The organism is Nonomuraea sp. NPDC050547, from assembly GCF_044457345.1.
In the GTDB taxonomy this organism is placed as follows: Bacteria; Actinomycetota; Actinomycetes; order Streptosporangiales; family Streptosporangiaceae; genus Nonomuraea.
This window is the reverse complement of record NZ_JBITGW010000013.1, coordinates 317,167-338,301: the sequence shown is the minus strand read 5'-3', so window position 1 is coordinate 338,301 and position 21,135 is coordinate 317,167. Positions and strand designations below refer to the sequence as shown.

Annotated in this window: 18 protein-coding genes; 10 read left to right on the top strand and 8 right to left on the bottom strand. The window is 68.6% G+C overall.

Annotation, left to right across the window (positions count from 1 at the left end; genetic code table 11):
* Positions 1 to 294: 294 nt before the first annotated feature.
* From ACIBHY_RS31665 to ACIBHY_RS31645, 5 genes are read right to left on the bottom strand one after another with little or no spacing between them, the layout of a single operon-like run.
* The gene (locus ACIBHY_RS31665) at positions 295 to 2,034 is read right to left on the bottom strand and encodes an ABC transporter ATP-binding protein (RefSeq protein ID WP_397308611.1); all 1,740 of its coding nucleotides are present in this window, start codon (positions 2,032 to 2,034) and stop codon (positions 295 to 297) included.
* Positions 2,031 to 3,338: a lanthionine synthetase LanC family protein gene (locus ACIBHY_RS31660; protein ID WP_397243993.1), complete on the bottom strand. Its 1,308-nt coding sequence runs from the start codon at positions 3,336 to 3,338 to the stop codon at positions 2,031 to 2,033. The genes ACIBHY_RS31665 and ACIBHY_RS31660 overlap by 4 nt, the downstream gene beginning before the upstream one ends.
* Entirely contained in the window at positions 3,335 to 4,309 is a 975-nt protein-coding gene (locus ACIBHY_RS31655; protein WP_397308610.1) for a T3SS effector HopA1 family protein, read from the bottom strand. The genes ACIBHY_RS31660 and ACIBHY_RS31655 overlap by 4 nt, the downstream gene beginning before the upstream one ends.
* The gene (locus ACIBHY_RS31650; RefSeq protein WP_397308609.1) at positions 4,302 to 5,447 is read right to left on the bottom strand and encodes a phosphotransferase family protein; all 1,146 of its coding nucleotides are present in this window, start codon (positions 5,445 to 5,447) and stop codon (positions 4,302 to 4,304) included. Before ACIBHY_RS31650 ends, ACIBHY_RS31655 begins: the two co-directional genes overlap by 8 nt.
* A gap of 3 nt (positions 5,448 to 5,450) precedes the next feature.
* On the bottom strand, positions 5,451 to 5,738 hold the full coding sequence (locus tag ACIBHY_RS31645; protein ID WP_397243998.1) for a hypothetical protein: 288 nt from the start codon (positions 5,736 to 5,738) through the stop codon (positions 5,451 to 5,453).
* Between the two features lie 671 nt (positions 5,739 to 6,409).
* On the opposite strand from ACIBHY_RS31645, the gene ACIBHY_RS31640 reads away from it, so the two are divergent.
* The 4 genes from ACIBHY_RS31640 to ACIBHY_RS31625 all read left to right on the top strand — a co-directional run bounded on the left by ACIBHY_RS31640 (position 6,410) and on the right by ACIBHY_RS31625 (position 11,480).
* Positions 6,410 to 6,751, top strand: a complete 342-nt coding sequence (locus ACIBHY_RS31640) for a hypothetical protein (RefSeq protein WP_397308608.1) — start codon at positions 6,410 to 6,412, stop codon at positions 6,749 to 6,751.
* A gap of 1,073 nt (positions 6,752 to 7,824) precedes the next feature.
* Positions 7,825 to 8,274, top strand: a complete 450-nt coding sequence (locus ACIBHY_RS31635; RefSeq protein WP_358153745.1) for a hypothetical protein — start codon at positions 7,825 to 7,827, stop codon at positions 8,272 to 8,274.
* 6 nt (positions 8,275 to 8,280) lie between these two features.
* Positions 8,281 to 9,207: a hypothetical protein gene (locus tag ACIBHY_RS31630; RefSeq protein ID WP_397308607.1), complete on the top strand. Its 927-nt coding sequence runs from the start codon at positions 8,281 to 8,283 to the stop codon at positions 9,205 to 9,207.
* Positions 9,208 to 10,430: 1,223 nt separating this feature from the next.
* Positions 10,431 to 11,480 (top strand): pentapeptide repeat-containing protein, encoded by a 1,050-nt coding sequence (locus tag ACIBHY_RS31625; RefSeq protein WP_397308605.1) that lies wholly within the window; start codon positions 10,431 to 10,433, stop codon positions 11,478 to 11,480.
* A 229-nt stretch (positions 11,481 to 11,709) separates the two neighbouring features.
* Here the strand turns inward: ACIBHY_RS31625 and ACIBHY_RS31620 are convergent, their stop codons facing one another.
* Together ACIBHY_RS31620 and ACIBHY_RS31615 are read right to left on the bottom strand one after the other, a co-directional pair.
* A complete protein-coding gene (locus tag ACIBHY_RS31620) occupies positions 11,710 to 12,867 on the bottom strand; it encodes a hypothetical protein (RefSeq protein ID WP_397308604.1) in 1,158 nt (385 codons plus the stop codon).
* A gap of 14 nt (positions 12,868 to 12,881) precedes the next feature.
* The gene (locus ACIBHY_RS31615) at positions 12,882 to 13,259 is read right to left on the bottom strand and encodes a DUF4440 domain-containing protein (RefSeq protein ID WP_397308603.1); all 378 of its coding nucleotides are present in this window, start codon (positions 13,257 to 13,259) and stop codon (positions 12,882 to 12,884) included.
* A 164-nt stretch (positions 13,260 to 13,423) separates the two neighbouring features.
* Here ACIBHY_RS31615 and ACIBHY_RS31610 point away from each other — a divergent pair, with 164 nt between their 5' ends.
* From ACIBHY_RS31610 to ACIBHY_RS31600, 3 genes are all read left to right on the top strand, one after another.
* Entirely contained in the window at positions 13,424 to 14,425 is a 1,002-nt protein-coding gene (locus ACIBHY_RS31610) for a hypothetical protein (protein ID WP_397244006.1), read from the top strand.
* 126 nt (positions 14,426 to 14,551) lie between these two features.
* Positions 14,552 to 14,764, top strand: a complete 213-nt coding sequence (locus ACIBHY_RS31605; protein WP_397308602.1) for a hypothetical protein — start codon at positions 14,552 to 14,554, stop codon at positions 14,762 to 14,764.
* Positions 14,761 to 15,273 (top strand): SRPBCC family protein, encoded by a 513-nt coding sequence (locus ACIBHY_RS31600; RefSeq protein WP_397308601.1) that lies wholly within the window; start codon positions 14,761 to 14,763, stop codon positions 15,271 to 15,273. The genes ACIBHY_RS31605 and ACIBHY_RS31600 overlap by 4 nt, the downstream gene beginning before the upstream one ends.
* 219 nt (positions 15,274 to 15,492) lie before the next feature.
* On the opposite strand, the gene ACIBHY_RS31595 is transcribed toward ACIBHY_RS31600, so the two are convergent.
* Positions 15,493 to 16,584, bottom strand: a complete 1,092-nt coding sequence (locus ACIBHY_RS31595; protein ID WP_397308600.1) for a glutamate decarboxylase — start codon at positions 16,582 to 16,584, stop codon at positions 15,493 to 15,495.
* Between the two features lie 575 nt (positions 16,585 to 17,159).
* Here ACIBHY_RS31595 and ACIBHY_RS31590 point away from each other — a divergent pair.
* The 3 genes from ACIBHY_RS31590 to ACIBHY_RS31580 all read left to right on the top strand — a co-directional run bounded on the left by ACIBHY_RS31590 (position 17,160) and on the right by ACIBHY_RS31580 (position 21,117).
* Complete coding sequence (locus ACIBHY_RS31590; protein WP_397244010.1) at positions 17,160 to 17,843, top strand: multiprotein-bridging factor 1 family protein; 684 nt, start codon at positions 17,160 to 17,162, stop codon at positions 17,841 to 17,843.
* Between the two features lie 164 nt (positions 17,844 to 18,007).
* Complete coding sequence (locus tag ACIBHY_RS31585; protein WP_397244011.1) at positions 18,008 to 20,068, top strand: GTPase domain-containing protein; 2,061 nt, start codon at positions 18,008 to 18,010, stop codon at positions 20,066 to 20,068.
* Positions 20,069 to 20,139: 71 nt separating this feature from the next.
* Entirely contained in the window at positions 20,140 to 21,117 is a 978-nt protein-coding gene (locus ACIBHY_RS31580; RefSeq protein ID WP_397308599.1) for an SDR family NAD(P)-dependent oxidoreductase, read from the top strand.
* The last annotated feature ends 18 nt before the right edge of the window (positions 21,118 to 21,135 follow it).

Here is a 21,135-nt window from a genome sequence, read left to right as displayed (position 1 = left end):
CGCTGCCGGGTTCCACGCTTCGCGCTCTTGAAGCAGCGCTGGCACACCGTTCAGCATTTGACGCTCAGCCCCTCACGAGTGTGCGCGGCGCTTGGTCTCACCCACTTCGAGCACGGATAGCTCAGGTGAATCCTGCTGAGAAGCCTCAATAGGGCGTTCCGTTCCGTCGCCGAACCGGTACCACCCGGTGCCGTAGCCGGAATGCTCCTGCGGAGCGAGAGTGGCGCCGGGGACCTGCGACGCGCCGAAGCCGGCCGACGTGACCGCCCTGGCGACCCGAGCGGGCGGCGCCGGTCAGGTGACGAAGGCGGTGTATCGGCCGTTGTGGCCGAGGAGGCCGGCGTGCGTGCCGGTCTCCACGACGCGGCCGTGGTCCAGGACGACGATCTGGTCGGCGTTCCGGACCGTGGACAGCCGGTGTGCGACGGTGATCGTGGTCCGGCCTCGGGTGAGCAGGTCGAACGCCTCCTGTACCGCTCGCTCGGTCGCGGTGTCCAGCGCGCTGGTGGCCTCGTCCAGGACGAGCACGCGCGGGTCGCGCAGCAGCGTGCGGGCGATCGCGATCCGCTGCCGTTCGCCGCCGGAGAAGCGGTGCCCGCGGGACCCGACCACGGTGTCGTAGCCGTCCGGTAGGCCGGTGATCAGATCGTGGATCTGGGCGGCGGTGGCGGCCGCCTCGATCTCGGCGTCGGTCGCCGACGGCCGTGCGGACCGGAGGTTGTCGCGTACGGTGCCGTGCAGCAGGTAGGTCTCCTGGCTGACCATGCCGACGGTCGCGGCGAGGTCGGCGAGCGTGAGGTCGCGCAGGTCGATGCCGTCGAGGGTGACCCGGCCGCCGGTGGGGTCGCGCAGCCGCGGTACGAGTGATGCCAGGGTGCTCTTGCCGGCTCCGGTCTCGCCGACCACGGCCAGCGTCGTCCCAGCGGGTACGTCAATGGTGACGCCGGCGACCGCGGCCGCGCCGCCACCGGGGTAGGCGACGGTGACGTCCTCGAAGCGCAGCCGGCCGGTGACGGTGGCCGGGTCGATCCGTACGGGGTCGGCTGGGTCGTCGATCTCGACCGGTAGGTCCATGTACTCGAAGACGCGTCCGAAAAGGGCCAGCGAGCTGCTCACCATGGCGCCGGTGTTCAGCAGGCCCATCATCGGCTGGAGCAGCGCCGACTGCAGGCCGGTGAACGCGACCACCGTGCCGATGGTGGTCGTTTCGGCGTAGCCGGCGCCGACGTAGATCATGGCCGGGATCGCGGAGAACAGGACGTTCAGCGCCACCATCCGCCACCGGCCGGCGAGCTGGGCGCGGAGCTCGAGGTCGACCAGGCGGGTGGAGATCTCGGTGAACCGGGCCACCTGGCCGGGCCCGGTGCCGAGCGTCTTGATCAGCTGGATGCCGTTGACCGAAAGGCTCTCCTCAACCGTGACGGTGAGATCTTCGTACTCGAGCTGCCGCTGGCCGAGTATTCTCCGGCGCAGCGCGGCGACCTGGCGGGTGACCAGCACCGCCGGTGCCGTCACCACGAGTGAGATGAGCATGAGCCGCCAGGACAACGCGGCCATCGCCACGGCAACGGCGACGGCCGTCGTGAGCTGCAACGCGGCCGAGGAGGCGGCCGAGATGATCACGTTCTGCAGGCCTCCGACATCGTTGGCGATCCGCGACTGCACCTCCCCGGCCCGGGTCCGGGTGAAGAACGCGAGCGACTGCCGCTGCAGGTGGGCGAACACCTCAGTCCGCAGCCGGTGCATGATCCGCAAGCCGACCCGGGAACTGATCCAGCCCTGCACCATGCTCAGCACGGCGACCAGCGCCGCCACCGCGACGAGACCGGCACCGAGCTGGTAGAGCAGAGCAAGGTCGCGCCGTGGCAACGCGGTGTCGATGACCGCCCGGACCAGGAACGGTGACACCGTCCCCACCACGGACGTGGCGACGGTGACCGTCAGCATCAGGACCAGCGCCGGCCAGTGCGGCGCGAACAGCCCGCCCAGCCGGCGCAGCGGCACCCTGTGCTCGGGGGCGGCCGGCTCGGTCACCGGCCCCACCGCACGGGCAGCAGCAGGGATGGGATCTGCGGCGCCGCCAGCCGGAGGTAGAAGTAGCCGATCCCGGCCAGGCCGAGCATCAGGTTCGGGCTCTCCTCACTGTGGGTTCCGCACGGCCAGGCGCCGGTGCTCGCGTTCCGCTCCAGCCCGTGGTCGGCGACGAGCGATGGGATATCGCGGCCGCCGGCGTCGGCGCCGAGGATCGCGCCCGCCTGCTGGAAGGACTCCGCGTTGCCGGGGAGCCCGTGACAGAGCGAGTAGTCGGCGCCGCCGCCTTCCAGCAGCCGGCGCGTCACCCGCTCGGTGGTGGCGAGCGCCGTGGTCGCGTCCTGCCGCCACCGCGGCTCGCCGAGCTGCTCGTAGGCGTACAGGCGGGACAGCGCGATGCCCGGGGCTCCGGTGCACCACAGCGGGGTGTACACGCGGGCCCGGCCGGCGTCGGTGTGGCGCCGGAAGTCCGGCCAGTCGCCTTCTTCGACGCTCAGCCAGCGGTTCTCATAGCGCATCGCGTTACGGGCGGCTGTCGCGAACGACTCTTCACCGGTCAGCCGGTACGCCTCGATCAGCGCGATGGCCACTCCCGCCGCGCCGTGCGAGAGTCCGGTGAGATCTCGCTGAGCGGGTATCCGGAATGAGTGCCAGGACCAGCCGGTGCGGGTCTTGCGGGCGGTTCGTAGCAGCCAGCCGGCGGCCGTCGCCGCCGCCTCGGCCAGCGCGTCCTCGCCGGTGTAGCGATGTCCCAGGACAAGCGCCAAGACGGTGCCGGCCATGCCCGACATGAGATCGAACTCCGGCCGGCCCGGCGACTCGACGTCCTGCCCGTCGACCGCCTCGACGAGCCGGCAGACCTCACGCAGCAGGCCGGTCCCGGCGTGGACGAACTCCGCGGCGTCCAGCAGCAGCCCGGTGCGAAGCGCGGCCACCCCCATTCCGGACCAGCCGGTGTAGAAGGCCACGCGCATGTGGGGATCGAGCTCCTCGCGCCGGGAGAACGCATGCCGCATCGCCGCCAGCGCTGTCGGCCGGAACTCATCCTGGCCAGTGGTTGTGCACAGCTGGGCGAGGAACAGCGCGACGCCGCTGCTGCCGGCGTACAGGTTCGGGCCGAGCGCCCGGTAGGTCAACGCGAGCCTCGCGCCGTTCCGGTTCCGCAGATCCAGCGGTTCGGCGCCGACCCAGTTGCAGCGGTCTCCCGACCAGATGGCTTCGGCCACCAGCCGGGCGCCGATTCCCACCGCAGCCGACAGCTGCCGGTCCGCGGTGTCGGCGGCGGGGCTGTGACCGGGCGCGGTCATGAGACGCCAACCAGGTCGGGACTCAGGTGCGCGGCGTCCAGATCGATGCGAGCTTCGGCAAAGCGTTCCTCCACGGCGGCCAGTACGGTCGCGTCGTCGGCCCATCCCGATTCGTGCGAGCGCACCAATGCCTCGGCGAGCAGCCGGCAGCGGTGCTCCCCGAAGCTTCTCCCTGTTCCCGGGTCTTCGGCGAAACCCAGACCAGGGGCCAGCTGGGCGGTGAACACCGGCGTACGCGGGGAGAGGAAGCCGGCGATCTCGGCGTGCAGGGCGAGCATCAGATCGGCCAGCGCGGGATGGTCGTCGCGGGGCAGATAGATGACTCCCGCGTCGCACCGGATGAAGGTGCTCGGGTCGTTCGGCACCTTGAGGTTGAACGCCGCTCCCGCGGAGTTGAGCAGCCGAGTCGCGGCCGCGACGAACGGGGCGGCCCCGTCCGGGCGCAAGTTCCAGTACAGGCGTACGGGCCTTCGGCTGTCCATCGGGCGGTCGCCGCAGGCCAGGTAGAAACCGGGAGAGACCCAGAAAAGCTCCTTGGGCAGCCGTAGTGCAGCCCACTCGCCGGCGGCCGGTGCCGTCAGGCTCAGCTCGTCCGCCATGACGGTCAGTTCCAGCCCGTTCTTGACGACCATCACTCCGTACTCGTCGGTTCCCCGCACCTGCCAGCCGCCGTCCAGATGTCCCTGCCCGCAGTTCGCCGCCGACAACGCGGCCTCGAAATCGTGCCGGCTCGCTGACAGCCTGTTGACATGCCATCGCGTCCGCTCGGCTCGACCGTGTCGGTAGAAGTCGGTGTACAACCGGCTGGACAACTGGTCCACGAGATAGTCCCGGGTCGCGCGCGAGCTGAGCGTACGGGCGGCGTGGGCCGGCGGCCGAGCAGACATCACGCCGAACCACGAGTAGCGCGCCGGCGGGTAGATGCGGGTGGCGGCAATGGCCTCGGCCACCAGCGCGCGGGTGTCACTCATCACTTCCCTCTCGCGGAGACAGGCCAAGCAGGTGCTCGGCCGCTTCTTCGGGCCTGGCCAGCACGTTCTCGGCCAGTTGGGTGAGGCAGACCACCACCGTGGATACTCGGGACAGGGGCTTGGTCCGCTCGCACGCGGTCTGCAACAGCCGTGCGCCCGCGTAACGAACGCTGCGGATCAGTGCCGCGTCCGCCGTCGCGGCGTCCCACCCGCGGGCGCGCGCGTAGGTCGCCCAGAACGCCCGCATCGCATCGTGCATGCGCCCCAGCGGGAAGCGAGCCTGGTCGAGATAGTGGTCGGGTTGCTCGCTGCCGGTCAGCGGAAACGAGATCAGCCAGTGGTGCAGGTAGGAGGAGAAGATCGAACCGGTGTCCCAGCAGGCGTCGCCGAGGTTGCCGAGCTCCCAGTCGACGAGCGCCAGCCGGGTATGCCGGCCGGAGGTACCGGCCGCGAGGACCACACAGTTCTCCAGCTTGAGGTCGTGGTGGATGAAGGCATCGGTCCGCCAGCCGGCGCGTAGCTCCGCGAGCGCCGCCCGCACCCCCGGAGACGACTGCACGATCCGCACCAGCCCGATGCCCGCGTTGCTCATCTGGCGATAGAACGCCGTTCCCGGCCGGTCCAGTCGCAGCGCCCAGGGCAGGTAGCCGGGAAACTCCGACGGTCGTTCCCGCGCCGGGCCGGTGGCATGTTCGTGCAGATCGGCGAGCGCGGCCCCGAGCCGGGCTCCGAGGGTGACCGGAAAACGCCGCGTACGGGCGTGGTGGGTGAGTAGGTCCGCTGCGTCCGGGAACAGTTCCAGGACGAGCACGCCGTGGTCTGCGTCGAACCCCAGGCAGCGTGGCACCGGCACCGAGGCTCCGCTGGAAGGATGTCGCCGGGGAAGCGAGTCGAACAGCGCATAGACCGCTGCCTCGTGTGCGGTGGTTCCCGGCCCGGTCCAGCCGGTGACCGGCTGGACCGGATCGGACCTACCCTGCTTGACGAACAGCCCGACCGCCGGGTCGGCACGCACAATGACGTTGCTATGACGGCTGGACACATCGACCATGCCGAGACCGCCGTCAACTACCGCGTCCGGGTGAACATGCTGCCGATCCAGCAGATAGCCGGTCAGCTCCGATAGGCCGAGGACCATGGGTTAGCAGCCGAAGGTATTGCTGCACACCTGGAGGTCGGTCGCGCAGCCGAAGTCGGTCGGAAGCGCGGTGGTGTGGCAACCGTCGGTCTCGATCCGGCAGGCCGGAACGTGCATGTTGTTCGTGCACGTGACGGCTTCCGAAAACGCCGCTTGTGGAAGATACGGCCGGCCGTGCTCGACGAACGGGGTGACGTCGGCCGATTGAAGGTGCCTGGCGACAATGCCGCCCTGCAGGAAAGACGCTTGTGGGTTCGAGGCGAACCCGTTACTGCCGAACTGACTGCGCATGTCGCTCCTTCGATGACGGCGGCGATCGATTCACCGCCGCCTGTGCGTCGCCGTGCTCGCTGGGGAAGGCCCAGCGCCTCACACAGTTGGGCGTTCCATCGCGTTCCAGCGCGTTCCAGCGGAACCGGTACTGCCTGGTGCCTGGGCCTGGGCGCGGCCGGACTGGGTGGTTGTCCACCTCGCCGGCCCTTCGCCTGCCCTGCTGCTGTTCGGCACTGAGCTCGCGCTCCTGATCCTGGTCATCTCCACCGCCTTGTACGGTTCCCCGGAGCGCAGCGAGCGGGCCTTCCGGCTATTGCTCCTGGTTCGGAACGCGCCGGAGCCGCGAGCCTCCCAACGCCACCGCAGCAGGTGAGTCCACGCGCCTGGTCCAGCCCCTGAGCGGCAGTGGGACGGTCAGCCGCTCCTAGTGCGACGCCCACCAGCGCGTATCACAAGCTCCAACCGGTCCTGCTTCACCGCTGACGACGGTCACCACGTTGAGCCGGTGAGCGCGCGGTGAGGCCGTGGTGAACGTGGCCCGCCAAGATCAGGGCCATGGACCTGTTCACACCGAACGTGTGAATCCGAGACGGCCACAAAGCGCCCGTCGCGGGCCTCTGGCAGGCCGATGCAGACAATGGCCAGCCCGGTCTTGTCCGCAACCAGCACCTGAGCCGAAGGAGATAGTCATGCGAATCCCCCGCTTCCTGCCCGCCCTTCGCACCACGTTCCTTCCCAAGGCCGCCGCCGTCGCGGCCCTCGCCACAGTCCTCACCACCGCCGGTTTCGGAGCCGGCGCCAACGCCAGCACCGGTGCCACCTCGTGTGAGTACCTCATTACGACTGACACGATGGTCGGCGTGAACTGCGACGCCAGCCCCGCACGACTGTGGCGCGTTGTCGGAAAATGGTGCAGCTCCGGCTTCAACTGCGACACGGTCCTGGGCAATTGGTCCTGGAACCGCTCGAGGTCGACCGCCTACCACCCTGGCGGCAAGCACTTCACGCGCTGGTGGATCATGACGCAATAGATGTACGTGGCCGAGATCTTGGTGACACCTGGCCGTAGGTAGCTGATCACCCGCGAAGCGTCGTGGGCGAGGCTCTCGGCAGCAGCGTCCGCCGGTCCTGTCCGGCTCGCCCAGGGCGCGGACGGACCATGGGGGCGGCGATTCCCCGATGCGCAGAGGTCAGCGGCTGAGATCGCGGCCCTGGGTGGGGTCGCGGCGCGTTCGGTGGCGCGGTGGTCGGGGCGTGACGTGCATCGGTTGATGTCGTTGTTCCCGCAGCGCATGTTGTCGTGGCGTTGCGAGATCTCGTAGTGCCTTGATCGTCGGCGCTCTCCCTGTGCTCGGAAGCGCCGAGTCGGGTGTACGGCACGGCTGGTGCGCGTTCTCGGAAGCCCACGGCACGAGGGCTTCCGAGAAGCGGTCCTTCTCAGAAGTCGCCGGCCTGCGGGAACAAGCCGTAGCGAGAAATCTCGGCAGGATATGACCACGACCCCCGGGCTGCCAGGCCCCGCCGGCGACCCGGACGATCGATCTAGTGCGTTCCGTAGTGATCGGTGCGATGTGCGGATCCTCGGCTGTGTACGGAATCTCAGTGGAAACTGACATCATCCACTGAGACAGGCTGGGATCTCAGCGGATAACGAGGGGGCGGCCTTCGTGGGTGAGCGAACGCCGGCCGGGGCGGACACACCACAGCCGTTCGCAGCCAGACCAACGCCATGTAGGTCCTCGCGAGACTGCCCGGTGACGGGGGATCACCGACGCGGTCCATGAACTCCCCGATGCCCTCGCCCGTGATGGGCGCATGCGCCTGGCGGACGAGATCAACCCGCGATCGCGGCAACCTGGCGCCAATCCGCCCGATGGTCTCAGCAACACTTTCGAGGACGTTGCGGACGGACGAGCCAGGGAACCAGACCGCGGATCCGGCGCACCGCTCCTGCTGCGCGGCCACGCCCGGGAATCGATGAACGGTTGGCCAATTCCCCGAAATCCGCACAGACACGATCATCTACGGCTGGGCATACCGCCGATATACCACCGCTCCCTACGATCCTCGCGATGGATGCAAGTAGGGCAACGAAAAGGGCATCATGCGACTGAGCACCATACTTCGGCATGCGGCGATCGTCGGGACCGCGGGACTGACGTTGTCGATCGTCGGCGCCGGCGGCGCTTCCGCCTCTGCGTCGGCTGACAAGACTCTCAGCGGCAGTTGCGAGTCGGACCCCAAGGGTTTCAGCGGCTCGGCACGCTACTACTTCAACGGCGTAGGTCGTGACGTCTTCACCAAGTTCACGTACACGGTGGGTGGTCGCGCTGGATCGAAGACCGACGTGGCCATCGATGTCTATTCGGACAAGAACAACGCACCCGACACGTGGTGGAGCGGTTGGAGCACCGACAAGGCCAAGGTGGGCACGAAGAGCGTGACCGTCAGCATCCCCGCCTCGTCGAAGGACAAGGTCTACGTGAAGTTCTGGGTCCGCTGGGACCTTCCGGGCCTCGACCCCACGTGCAGCTTCCAGACCAAGCGGATCTAGCGGCCGATGAACCACCGCGCACTTGTCGCGGCCCTGCTGGCGCTGGTGGCGGTCACATCGTGTTCCACCGGCGGTGAGCAGGAAATTCCGCCGGTCTTCGTCGCCGCCTCCTCGACGGGGGCGATCGTGTACGACCCGCAGACCGAATCGCACCTCGGGTACGCCTCGGACGGGCGGCACGTGTGGACAGGCAAGCAGACTGCCGTCTGCGCGGCCCGCTGCCCTGAAGCGGCCTTCTCCACCGCTACCCGGAAGGTGCTGAGCCGGCGTGGCGACGCGGACGCGGTCGTCGCCGAGGGAGACACGCTCCAGATCCAGCGTTCGGACGGCAGGCAGGAGAGCCATCAGGTCGCCAGCGTGGAGAACGTCCTCTGGCGGGAGAGCCCCGACCGGACGACGGCTCTGCTGCTCTATGCCGACCCCACGCTGCCCGGCGGTGAGATCCTGCGCTTCCAGCGCGACGCTCACGGATGGCGGGCTACAGGGGAGCGCGTGCCCGCTGGGGGCTTCTGGGGTGGCTGCGTCGGCGGAGACTGGGCGGTCCTGACCGGCGAGCGCGGAGGGATACTCAAGGACAGGACCGTCGTTCCCCTTCAGGTCAATCTCGACCAGCCGGGGGAATGTGTGGCCGGTACGCGAGGGGGCGCGGTGGTGTCCCGCTACGTCGACCAGCGCGGAACCCATCACACCGAGGTTCGCGGCATCGACCCGAGCGGGCGGCAGACGTGGTCGCGCGATGTCGCCGCTCGGGCCGGTGTGATCGTCGATCCGTCCGGTACGGCTGTCGGCCTGGTCCACGATGGAGAGCTGGAAATGCTCGGCATCAAAGGGGAGGTACGCGAGCGGCGCGAGGACGTGGTCGCGGCCAGCTTCACCGAGACGGGCCGCCTGGTGACGGTGAACGCCGACGGCAAGATCACCTGGGCTGCATAGAGTTCACTCACCGTGGCCGACGGCCACAGCGCCGCCGCGCTTAGTTTGGGTAGCGGCGGACGTCACCGGAGGTATGCGCCACGCGGGCGGCTGGTAGCCGGTGAGGCAAGTGCAAAGGCCCGAATCACGCAGGTCCGCGTACCAGGGGTTCAGGCCTTTCACGATGCGGTGGTGGCGCGGCGCGTGTGGTTCACCCCGTCCTGAGGGCTTGTCTCGAAGACGGCCTCGCGCCAACGTAGCCTCGCGTATGGCTAGGGCGAGCAGCCTGCCTGGGCTTGGGTTCCCGGATGGTGTGCGGGATCAGCGCGACATGGCGTGGGATATCGACCCGCGCTGGGCCCGGGAGATCGTCTCAACCACCGCGCGGGTACGCACGTCGCGCCAAGTCCTGTCCCGCCCCGGAACAGCAGGAACGCCTCACCTCAGGGACAGGCTCCGCTCGCGCGTCTTCGAGGGCTTCGATGGTCTCGCCCCCCGACGCCGGGGTGGTTCCTGAGGGGTTCGGTAGTACGCACCGGTATCTCGGGTGGTGCGCGGCTCTCCGCGGTGGTGGGGATCTCACCCCCAAGATCATCTGGGCGTACGGCAGCGCCCAGCTCTCGCCCCTACGGTGGGTGATGGGCCTCCTGCCGGCAGGAGTGCGTGGCGCTTCTTCCGCTCCGGACCTCCTCTCCACCGGACCATCCTGTGAGCAGTCCGAACGGGCGAAGGAGAGTGAAGGCGCCCGCTCATGATGACGCAGGCCGCTCCCCCACGCACCCGCCCTTCCGGGCCGCGGGGAGCGACCTTGTTCCTCATGGAGCACAGGAGACAGTCCACCGGAGCCGGTGAGACAGGCGCCAACCGGATCACCGGCCGGTTGGGCTGGGCGGCCGGATCCGGCGATTACGCGCCAGGAGGGATGAGGCAATCGTCAGGGGCGTAGCCGGACCTACCTGTGGGACACCGACGCAGAACGTACCGCGCGACGCATCTGCACCACACTCGCGCGTAGCCTCACACCCGCCGAATGGTCGCAGTACATCCCCGAACTGACCTACCGCAAGAGCTGCATGACGTAGCGGGGCGGTGCTGCCGGCGCACTTCGGGCGCTCCTTGAAAGCAGCGCCACACCGCCAAGAGGATCTTCGACCGGCTCGCCTTTCGGCGGCGCGGTCATCGAACGCGAGCTAAGGTCCAGCGGGTGGGTATCCATCAACCGCCAGTGCGGTGGAATGGGGCGTATGGCTATCCGATCCCCCCGCGTGCCGCCGCGTGCGGCTATCGCCGCTGCCGCCGCGGCCCGGGCCCGCCGGGGCTTCCGCGACATGGCGCCGCCTCCCGCACTGCGTGAGCCGTCGGCCCCTGAGCCTTCGCCCGTACAGGAGCCGATCCCGGCCGCGCCCTCGCGGCGCTGGTCACGGCTGAGATTGGCCGGCCTGATCCTGTCGGTGATGGTGATCGCGGGCTGTGCGGGGATGGCTGCGGTGGTGCCGGAACCGGGCTGGTTACGCTGGCTGCTGGCCGGCATCGCGCTGGTGGGAGCGGCCGGCTGGGTGCTGGCGTTCCTGGTCGGCCCGGCGGCATGGCGCCTGGCTGGGGAGAGCGCCCCGCTGAGCGCGGCCGAACGCGCGCAGATGACGGTCGCCGAGCGGGTAGAGGCGGTCAACGCCGCCCGGCACACCCTGATTCAGGCCGCGACCGGCCTGGTGGTGATCGGCGGTGTGGCCTTCACCGCATTGGGCCTGTGGTACACCGCCCGCACGGTGGAGACCGCTCAGCAGGGGCAGATCACCGACCGCTACACCAAGGCCTTCGAGCAACTGGGCTCGGACAAGATCGAGGTGCGGCTGGGCGGCATCCACGCCTTGCGGTTCCTGTCCGTCGACTCCCCCCGCGACCGGGAAATCGTCATCGACGTGCTGAGCGCCTTCGTCCGTAGCCGCGACACCTGCGCCCTGCCCTCCGGGCAGAAGACGAAGTCCCTGCCCAAGCAGTGCACCACCACCGATCCCGACGTCCTCGCCGACCTCCCGTACGTCCGGCCTGGAGCCGACGTGCGCGCCGCCATGAACATCGCGTCCGCGATAGCTAGCGAGCGCGTGGGGAACGTCGTCGTCATTCCAGATCTTTCCGAGGTGCGTTTCCCCCGCACTGACCTGCGCGGCCTACCTCTGATCGGCTTGAACATGACCGGCGCGGACCTGCGCGGCGCGGACCTGACCGGCGCCGACCTGACCGGGACGTTCCTGACCGATGCGGACCTGACCGGCGCCCTCGGCGTGAACAGGTAAGGCGTAGGGGGAGGTGGCGGAAGCCGATGAGAGCACGAGTCGTGGGTCGGGGCCGAGGAGGATCCGTACAGCCGGTTCTGTCACGAGCCCAGGTCGACCTCGACCGGCGGCGACCTCCGTTACCGCAGGTCATTGCTACCGGAACCCCAACGAGGTGGGGCACCACAGCTGGGGATGAGTTCGGCGGTCGGGTTCGCTTACCACGAGTGGCCAGCCTGAGTGCGGCGGCTCAGTCTTCGCTGCCCAGGACGGGACGGAACCAGTAACAGAGTCCGGCCACCAAGGTGACGCCGAATCCGGCCCAGCCGAGCCAGGCGGGCGAAGGATGAACGTGTCCGCGGAGGAAGACGACCGCCATCAGCGACAGCGCGGCAACGAAGCCCACGGTGGCCGTGGTGAACAGCCCCCACCAGACCCGCTGCATGTGCTGGTACAGGACCCAGACGGCGGAGCTGGGAGGGCGGGCGACGATGCCGCGGCCGCGCCGAAGTGGGCGTCGTCGGCGTGGGCCCAGGTCTGTCCAGAACCGGGGCGGCATGGTGAGGCGGTCGTACGCATACACGGTGGCGAGATAGAGGACGAACGAGGCCAGCAGCAGCGCGGCGGCGATCTGGGCGATGAGGCGCCCGGCTTCTCCCAGCTCGTTCCACCGGTCGCCGTTCGTGAGCAGCGCCACGACCGCGCCGAGGACGAAGGTGATGGCCGTACCGAGGATCTTCGCGGTGTCGCTCTTCGACTTGATCTTGTCGTGTAGCTCACTCATCGCCTCGCCGTCCGACGGGCCCACCGTCCACAGCAGGCGGGGCGGCCGGTGGCCGGGCCGAATCCGGTACGGCTCGGCGAGGATAAGGCAGGCGACCTCACCTGGGGCGATGGGAATCCGTAACCGGCTCCACCGGCGATGTCCGGGGCACTCCGGGTCATGGGCCATCTCGTCGGCCAAACGGCTCAGTTGTGGCTGGTGACCCACGACGAGGACGGCATTGCCCTCGCCGGTCACAGCCGCCTTTCGCACACGGCGGACCAGGCCCTTCTGGCTCTTGCCTGCCAGGGCGCGGCCCGCATGCAGGTCGGGATCCTCCACGGCCACGAACTCGAACGGAGGGAGATCCGGGTCATGCCGTGTCACGGACATGCGGCCGTCTGGGGTGATTCGGCCCAGGGCGTGACCCAGCAGCTCCAGGGTCTTGCGGGCCTCGGGTGAGGGGGCAAAGAGCGCCGCGCCCAGATTGATGCGGCCGTCCCTGCCCCAGATCGGCGGCAGCCACCGCAGATGCTCGCTCAGCACGTCGCCGACGATTTCGCTGGGGTAGGGGGAGTCCTCCTTGCCCGGCTCGCTGCGCAACAGGACATGCCGGGAGTGCCTGCCATGCCGGGCGAGGAGCACAAAGTACGGCTTTGTCACGTCCTCAGCTCCGTGACCTGCCAGAGCACGCACCGCCATGAACCAGCCTCGTCCTCCAGCAGGTGGAGGTTGCGGAAGCGGCCGGGCTGCGGGCCGTCCGTGGCCACAAGGCTGCGAACGGCGCACCGGCCGATGGCCCTCGGCGGCACCACCTCGACCGCTTCCAGCCGCCGGCGAAGGGTGGGATCCGCAGGTGTGGCGATCTCGTCGAGCAGGGACTCCCGGTTCTGCTCACGGCCCTTCGCGCGGGTGATGGCGATAGAGCCCGCGGACGGGAGCCTGGCTGCGGCTTCACGATCGCAGCTGTTCTCGGCTTCGATGAGTGACCTCACCAGGGCTTCGGGTGGGGCGTGTTCACGCGACTGTTCCGGCACGAGCAGAATCCTTTGCGGCCAGGCCACGGCTCGCCTCACGGTAGGCCGGGCAAGCGCCCCGGTAAATAGCGCCGGCCAGGCCGCTATCGGACACCCCGCCGCCCTTGAAGCGCGACCAGGCCCGCGATATGACCGAGTTCTCCGGTGGAACGGGAGACCCTGCCATGGTCGAACGCTCGCGGTGCCTGGACCAGCCCAACGAGATCCTGGTCACGTCCATGTGCCTGGACGAGTTGTCCAAGGACATCCGCGGTGAGCTGTCGAGGCCGACTGCGGTACGGGAGCCGTGCCGGGAGCGGGACTGTGTCAGCCTCAAGAGCGTTCACACGCTCTGGTTGGACCTGCTGTCGCACCTCCCCTGCGACTCACGCCTCGGTGCCGCCTTCGACGGGCGCATGGACGTGCGTAACCTGACCACGGTCTTCGTCGGCGGAGACGGGCGCAGGCGAGGAGTCCACGCCGGTGACTTCTTCTGGAGGGCCGGAGCGACCTTCGTCCAGGGAGGCCTGTCGGGGATGACGAACGTGGGCACCCACCGGGCGCCTGCCTTGGACACCGTCCAGACCTGCGATGCGACCGGCATCATGGAGGGGCGCCTGTGCGGCGAGATCGTCCGCACGCGGAACCCCGAGTTGCGCGACGCGCGGGTGTTCGGAACCTACTGCCTGAGCTTCGAACCCTCGCGCGAAGGCGGCCAAGGCGCCGTCACCGGCACGCTCGAAGCGGTGGTGATCCGCGACTGCCCCGATCGGCCTGACGAGCCGGAGTGCGTCGAGTTCCCCGTACTGGGCGCCGGGGGTCCCAATCCACGCGTCGAGGGCCCCTTCACGATCGAACTGCGCGACTTCACGGGAGCCACGGCCCCCGACTCGGCCGTGGTCACCTGGAGCGGCATCACGGGCCTCAACCTGAACTACTCCGCCACCGTGACCTGCGCCGCCCCGGCCGGGCAGGTTGAGCTCACGCTCGCCCGCTTCGCCCAGCCCGCGACCGCCACCGCCTACGACGCCGCGGGGAACGCCCTGAGCTCGGCGGTCATGACCGCGCCACAGGGCGTCACCCAGACGCTGGCGCTCACTGGGCCGGGCATCGTCAGGATCGAGCTCACCTGCCCCAATGACGAGATCATCCTGTCGCGCCTGTGTCAGGTACTGGATCCCCGCTGATCGGACACCGGAGCCGGCGGCGCTTGCCCCAGGTGCTGGCGAACCACACCGTGAAGCGCTCGGTAACGAGACCGCCCGAGGTGGTACATTGTTACCATGGTAACAGTCGAACGCACGCAGACAGGCATGCGGCTTGAGAAGAACGTGCTCAAGGTACTCAAGGGGCTGGCCGAGTACCTCGACATCTCGCTCGGTGACCTGGTCGAGGGCATCGCGCTGCACTCCTTCGACGGCAAGGCGCCCTTCACGCCCGCGACCCTGGCCAAGATCGAGCAGCTCAAGGTCGTGTACGGCTTGACGCTGACATCCGCCGACGCGCACCGGCTGGCCGAGCGATGAGCGCCGCGCAGTACACGCTCACCGGACGGCTGACGGTCGCGCTGCCGCCCGGGGAGGCATTCACGTTGTTCACGCCGCGCGGCGAGGAGCGGTGGGCGGCCGGATGGCGGCCCCGGTTCCCGGCGAAGACCAGTGACGACTCCGCTCCCGGCACGGTCTTCGAGACCGGTGCGGATGACGACCGGACCATCTGGGTGGTGGTCGAGCGCGAGCCCGCACGGCGCGTCTCGTACGCCAGGGTCACCCCCGGCTCCCGGGCCGGGACCGTCACCGTGGAGGTGGACGCGGACGGGCAGGGCGGCAGCACGGTACGGGTCACGTACGGCCTGACCGCACTCACGGCAGAAGGCCAGGCGCCTCTGCGCGAGTTCGCCGAGCGCTATCCGGACTTCCTGCGGTCGTGGGAGGTGGAGATCGCCCGCCATCTCGGGCCGCGCCGCCGACCGCGGACGCCCGGTCGTCATCAGCCGCACCACGAGAGCGAGGACCTCGGAACCGCTCTCAGATGACGCGCACCAAGAGACTCCTCACCGCGACCGACGCGCCGACCGTCTCTGCACGATCACTCGCTCGCCTCTGCACAGGTCCGGGACGTGGTCGGCGACCTTGCCCGCGCCGATGTGCCGGGGTGGCGGCGGCCACCGCCTGCTCGACGATCGCGGGAAGGTCGAGATCGGCGGGCAGGCCGGGAGTCTCGGGCGCGCCGAGCGGCGCGGTGGGCGTGGTCATCAGTGGTGGAATCCGATCCGGGACACGTCCTCGGGCAGCTCGGCCGGTTTGCCCGCGGTCAGGCGGTGCAGGGCGCGGCGCATGTCCTCGGCCAGCAGCGCCATCTCGTCCCTGCCGATGCCGTGCCGGATGAGGATGCGCTGGATCACCGTGTCCTGCTGGTCGGCGGGCAGCGGGTAGGCGGGCACCTGCCAGCCGCGCATGCGTAGCTGGTCGGTCAGGTCGTAGAGCGTGAAGCCCGCTCCGGCCGGGTCCTTGAGCTTGTAGGAGATGGCGGGCAGCGCGCCCCGCCCGTCGTAGAGCAGCTCGAAGGGGCCCATGGCGGCGACCTCCTCGCCCAGGTACTGGGCGGTGGCCGCGCAGGCCTCGTACACCTCGCGGTAGCCCTGCCTGCCCAGCCGCTGGAACAGGTAGTACTGCGCGATGATCTCACCGCCGGGGCGGGAGAAGTTCAGCGCGAAGGTCGGCATGTCGCCGCCGAGGTAGTCGACGCGGAAGATCAGGTCCTCGGGCAGCAGCGCGGGCTCGCGCCATACCACCCAGCCGACGCCGAGCGGGGCCATGCCGTACTTGTGGCCGGAGGCGTTGATGGAGGCGACCCGCTCGACGCGGAAGTCCCACACCAGCTCCGGATACAGGAACGGGGCGATGAACCCGCCGCTGGCCGCGTCCACGTGGATCGGGATGTCCAGGCCGGTCTCGGCCTGGATCCGGTCCAGCTCGGCCGACAGCTCGGCCACCGGCTCGAAGTCGCAGGTGAAGGTGACCCCGAGGATCGCGACCACGCCGATCGTGTTCTCGTCGACGTACTGGGCGAGCTGGTGCGGCCGCAACCCGGTCGCGCCCTTCTCCAGGGGCACCTGGCGGATCTCGACGTCGAAGTAGCGGGCGAACTTGTCCCAGCAGATCTGCACCGGGCCGGCCACGATGTTCGGCTTGTCGGCGGGCTTGCCTTCGGCCAGGCGCTTCTGCCGCCAGCGCCACTTCAGCGCCAGCCCGCCGAGCATCGCCGCCTCGCTGGAACCGGTCGTGGAGCAACCCATCGGCGACGCGCCGGCCGGGGCGTTCCACAGGTCGGCCAGGATGTTCACGCACCGCCTCGATCTCGGCGGTCTGCGGGTACTCATCCTTGTCGATCATGTTCTTGTCGAGGCACTCGTTCATCAGCCGATGCACCTCGTCCTCGGACCAGGTGGTGCAGAACGTGGCCAGGTTCTGCGCGGCGTTGCCGTCCAGCAGCAACTCGTTACGGAGCATCTGGTAGACGGCCTGCGGACGCGATGGCTGCTCCGGCATGCGGTTCTTCGCCGCGACGCTCGTGCCCACCGGGCCCGCGAAGAGGTCGGTGGCGTCGTCGGCCTGCTTGTGGTCCGTGGCCTTGTGCAACGCCATGATCCACTCCCCCGTCCGGCTGAATATCTTGATCATGGGAGACATGCCCGACGACGCATCAACGCATCGGCACAACCGGCCCATAAACCCACCAAAAAGTGGACATACAAGGGCGCTTTAGACTTCTGGGCGGCACAGGCCGCGGGATGGCTGGGCCGAGCGCTTCCAGCACTCAGGCTGCGGCCCGTGGGGCTCGCCCCACATCTCAAAACCCGGCGCAGAGAGGCGCAGGCAGGGGATCCACGTGGATTTCGCTTGATGGGAAAGTGGCGGCATGGAGACTGCGAGCCGCACGCTGACGGCAGATGTGATCGCGGCGCTGAGGTACTGGCCCGGCGTCATCCACAGCAGCCAGAAGCATCCTCCGGACCCAGCGGATCTCACCGTCCTGCCTCCGTTCTTCAACGAGGTGCTGCGAGACCTGCCCTGGTGGAACCGTAACTGGAAGGTCATGCAGGTCGAGCCGGGCACCCCCTTGGAGATCGAGAGTGATCACGACCGTTCCATGACGAGGTTCACAGAGGTGTCGGTGCCAGGCACCGCCGGAACCGACGCCGGAGAGAGCCTGCCCTTCGTCGCGAAGGTCAGATTCCGCGGGGATCGGCTGATCCGGTTCCAGGCCAAGATCGGCGACATGGTCGTCGGCCCGGCACAGACACCGGCCGGGCGACTGGAGCCCCATCCGTTCGCAGCGGTGTTCAGCCGGCTGATGGACCTGCGCGGAATTCCAGTGAGGGACATGGCACGGCGAACCGCCAGGTCGATGTCCACCATCCACATGCTTCGCAACGGCAGGCTGAATCCGCATCCCGTTCTCGCCGAGGAGATCGCCAAGGCCTTGGGCATGTCCGCGGCAGACGTCGGCGCGATCGCCGGCCTCGACGACAGCGGCGGCGACGGCAAGCCGCCCACCGGAAACAACGATCTGCCTCATGACCGAGGGGACTCGTCAACCTGACCGGACTCCGCCTGAGGCACGGAACCCAGAGCCTGATGGCCGCCTCATGAGACGTCCTCCCAGTGAGCCGCACAAGGTCTGGTGACAGCTCGAACGGGGGCTGTTCATCACCTGAACCAGGCAATCGAGTGACGTCGCAATTGTTCCGGGATATAAGTAGACCCATGAGCGAACTGGAGAGCATGCGCGTAGAACTTCGACACCTCCAGGAGCAGGCGGAAAAGTGGCTGAATACAGGGCTCGCATTCAAACTCGATAATGACGCGGGCGAGGTGGGACAGACCGAACAGGTCATGACCGCGTTAAAAGCCATCGGAGAAATGCGGACGCGCACGGCATCGTCGCTACTCAACGTCGCTTTCCTCGGAGGATTCTCCTCCGGAAAGAGCTTCCTCATCAGCGGACTGCAGCAGCGTCTCGAATACACGCCTATTCCGGAAACCGACGGAACGATATCGGACCAGTACATAGGCCTGCTGCATTCGGCGGCCAAGGCCTCGACGGCCTGTCCGGCCACGGTGGTGCCCGTCGAGGGCGAGGGCGAGAAGTACTCCGGCCGGGGCTTGATGCGGGTGAGGTTCGAGGGCGAGAGCGAGTGGGAGGAGATCGGAAACTCGCCCTCCCCTGGAATCGTGGCGGCCTACACCACCCAGGACCCCCGGGTCATCGCGGACTGGCGCCCGCCACAGCATCGGCAGCTCAGAGTCGCCGAAGCGGAGATCCTCCTGGGGTCGGCTCCCCTGCCCGCGAAACTCTACGACCTCCCCGGGCACGGCGCACAGAATCCGGAGCACGAGAGGATCGCGAACGAAGCGTGGGTCGCGGCTGACTGTTTCGTCTACACCATTCAGGCCACGCACACGCTGTCGCTGGTTGACATGGAGCTCATCCGCCGCCTCCGGAATCACCACCTCGATTCCAAGAAGCCGGTCATCTGGGTGATGAGTGGAATCGATCGCGCGGCCATGAAGAACATCTACGACAAGGCCGAGTGGAAGGACGCGATCGAGACCAACAACGCCTTCATCCGTAGCGAGTTCCCGCTGCCGCCGGACCAGATCGACACGTTCTTCGGCATCGACGGGTTCCTCCCCGTCTCACCGGCCTGGGAGGCCCTCGGGCGGTGGCACGAGCGGGAGGGCGAGCGCGCGGCGGCCAGCAGCCGGAAGGCGATGAGCCAGATGGACCGCTTACGGAAGGCGCTGACCGACGTCATCGAGGCCGGGGCCGGACGGCAGCATCTCATCGCGATGTCCAGAGAGACGCGCACGCATGTCTTGCGCCGCTACCACACGCTCACGACGCTGCTCGACTCAGCGCAGACGCCGCTGAGCGAGCTGTCCGACCGGCACGTCGACCTCAGGCGCAGGCTGACCCAACTCCAGGCGGCGATGGCCGTCGTCCACAAGCATCTGGAAACCTCCCTGGGAGGCCACTCCCGCCGGGTCAACCGGAGCTTCGAGGGACTCGAAGCCCATCTCCACCACGAACTGGACGCCGAGATCCGCAACGCCGACCTCACGAAGGAGAAGGAGGCGCTGCGCATCGAGGCCCGCAAGGAGAACCTGCTGAGGGATTGGGCGAACGACCGGGGGCCCCGGACGATCTGGGAGGCCGAGTACAAGAACTTCACGGGCAGCGCGCTGAGGCTGGTCCGTGAAACCATCAGCGAGACGAACTCCTCCGAGGGACTGGTCGCGGCCACTTCCAGAGTGGACCTTCAGCAGCTCACGATCCCGCCTTCGCAGCGATACCGGACGAGCACTCAGGATCTGGTGCAGACGATCTCCGGCGTCGTCGGGGTGTCCACACCTGTCCTGGCGGCGATCGCCGCGGCGGCCGGACTCGTGGGCAGCCCGGCCCTGCTGGTGTCCGGTGGCGTCGCGGTGGTGGCCGGCGTCATGTACGGCGCGATTCGTCGCAGCAAGAGCAAGTCCACAGCGCTCGACCATCTGCGTACCGAGTGGATCGAAAGCCTTGACAAGACCGCCGAGCACTTCCGGGGGGCCTACGCGTTCGCGGTTCAGGAGCAGGGCACGCTCATCATCGACCGGGTGGCCGAACTGCTCTCCGAGCGCCGGGAGGAGCTGTCGCGCGAGATCATCCTCATCGAACACCGGCTGGCGGAGCCGCAGAACGCCGATCGCAGTGATCTTGTCAGCCGTCTGGCGCCGCACTGCGAGGCGGGGAAGAAGCTGCTGATCGCGCTCAAGGAGTTCGGCTGAGTGCCGAGGCGCAGGCGTTGATGGCCGCCCCGGTACGTGTGAGGGTGGTCAGCGACGGAGGGGGTTGAGCGATGAGATCGTTCACGGGCAAGATGGCCGTCGTCACCGGAGGCGGCGCCGGGATGGGACGCGAACTGGTCGTTCAGCTGGCCGCCGAAGGCTGTTCGGTCGCCGCGTGCGACGTGGACGAGGCCGGGCTGGCCGCCACCGCCGAGCGCGCCGCCGAAGCCGTACCCGGCGGCGGTGAGGTGCGGGTCACCACCCACCACTGCGACGTGTCGGACGAGGCTCAGGTGACGAGGTTCCGCGACGAGGTGGTCGAGCGGCACCGGACCGGCCATATCAACCTGCTGTTCAACAACGCCGGCATCGGCGGCGGCAACAGCTTCGTCACCAGCTCGCGGGCCGAGTGGGAGCGTACGTTCGGCGTCTGCTGGGGCGGGGTGTACACCTGCACGCGGGCGTTCATGCCGCTCCTGATCGCCAGCGATGAGGGGTGCCTGGTCAACACCAGCAGTGTCAACGGGTTCTGGGCGGCCGGCCCCGGTCTGCCGATGAGCGCGTACAGTGCCGCCAAGTTCGCGGTGAAGGGCTTCTCCGAGGCGATGCTGACGGATCTGCGGATCAACGCGCCGCACGTACGGGTCGCGCTGGTGATGCCGGGGCACGTCGGCACGGAGATCGTGACCAACTCCCGCCGGATCCACGGCCACTCCGAGCCTGACGACATGACCGCCGAGGAACTCGCGGACACCCGCATGCACGCCGCCGCCGTCTCGGGCATTGCCGCCGAACGGTTGAGTGATGAGGAGATCCGAGCTGCGGTCAAGAGCATGGGTGAGTGGTTTCGCGACACCGCGCCGCTGTCGGCCGCCGACGCCGCGACCGTCATCCTTGATGGCGTACGCGCCGGCACGTGGCGCATCCTGGTCGGTGATGACGCCCACGCGCTGGACGCGGCGATGCGTGCCGACCCGCTGGACCTGTACCGGCCCGACAGCCCGACCCTGGCGGCCGTGTTCCCCGACCTGCTCCGTCGCGAGGTGTGACGTGGATTCGGACCGACC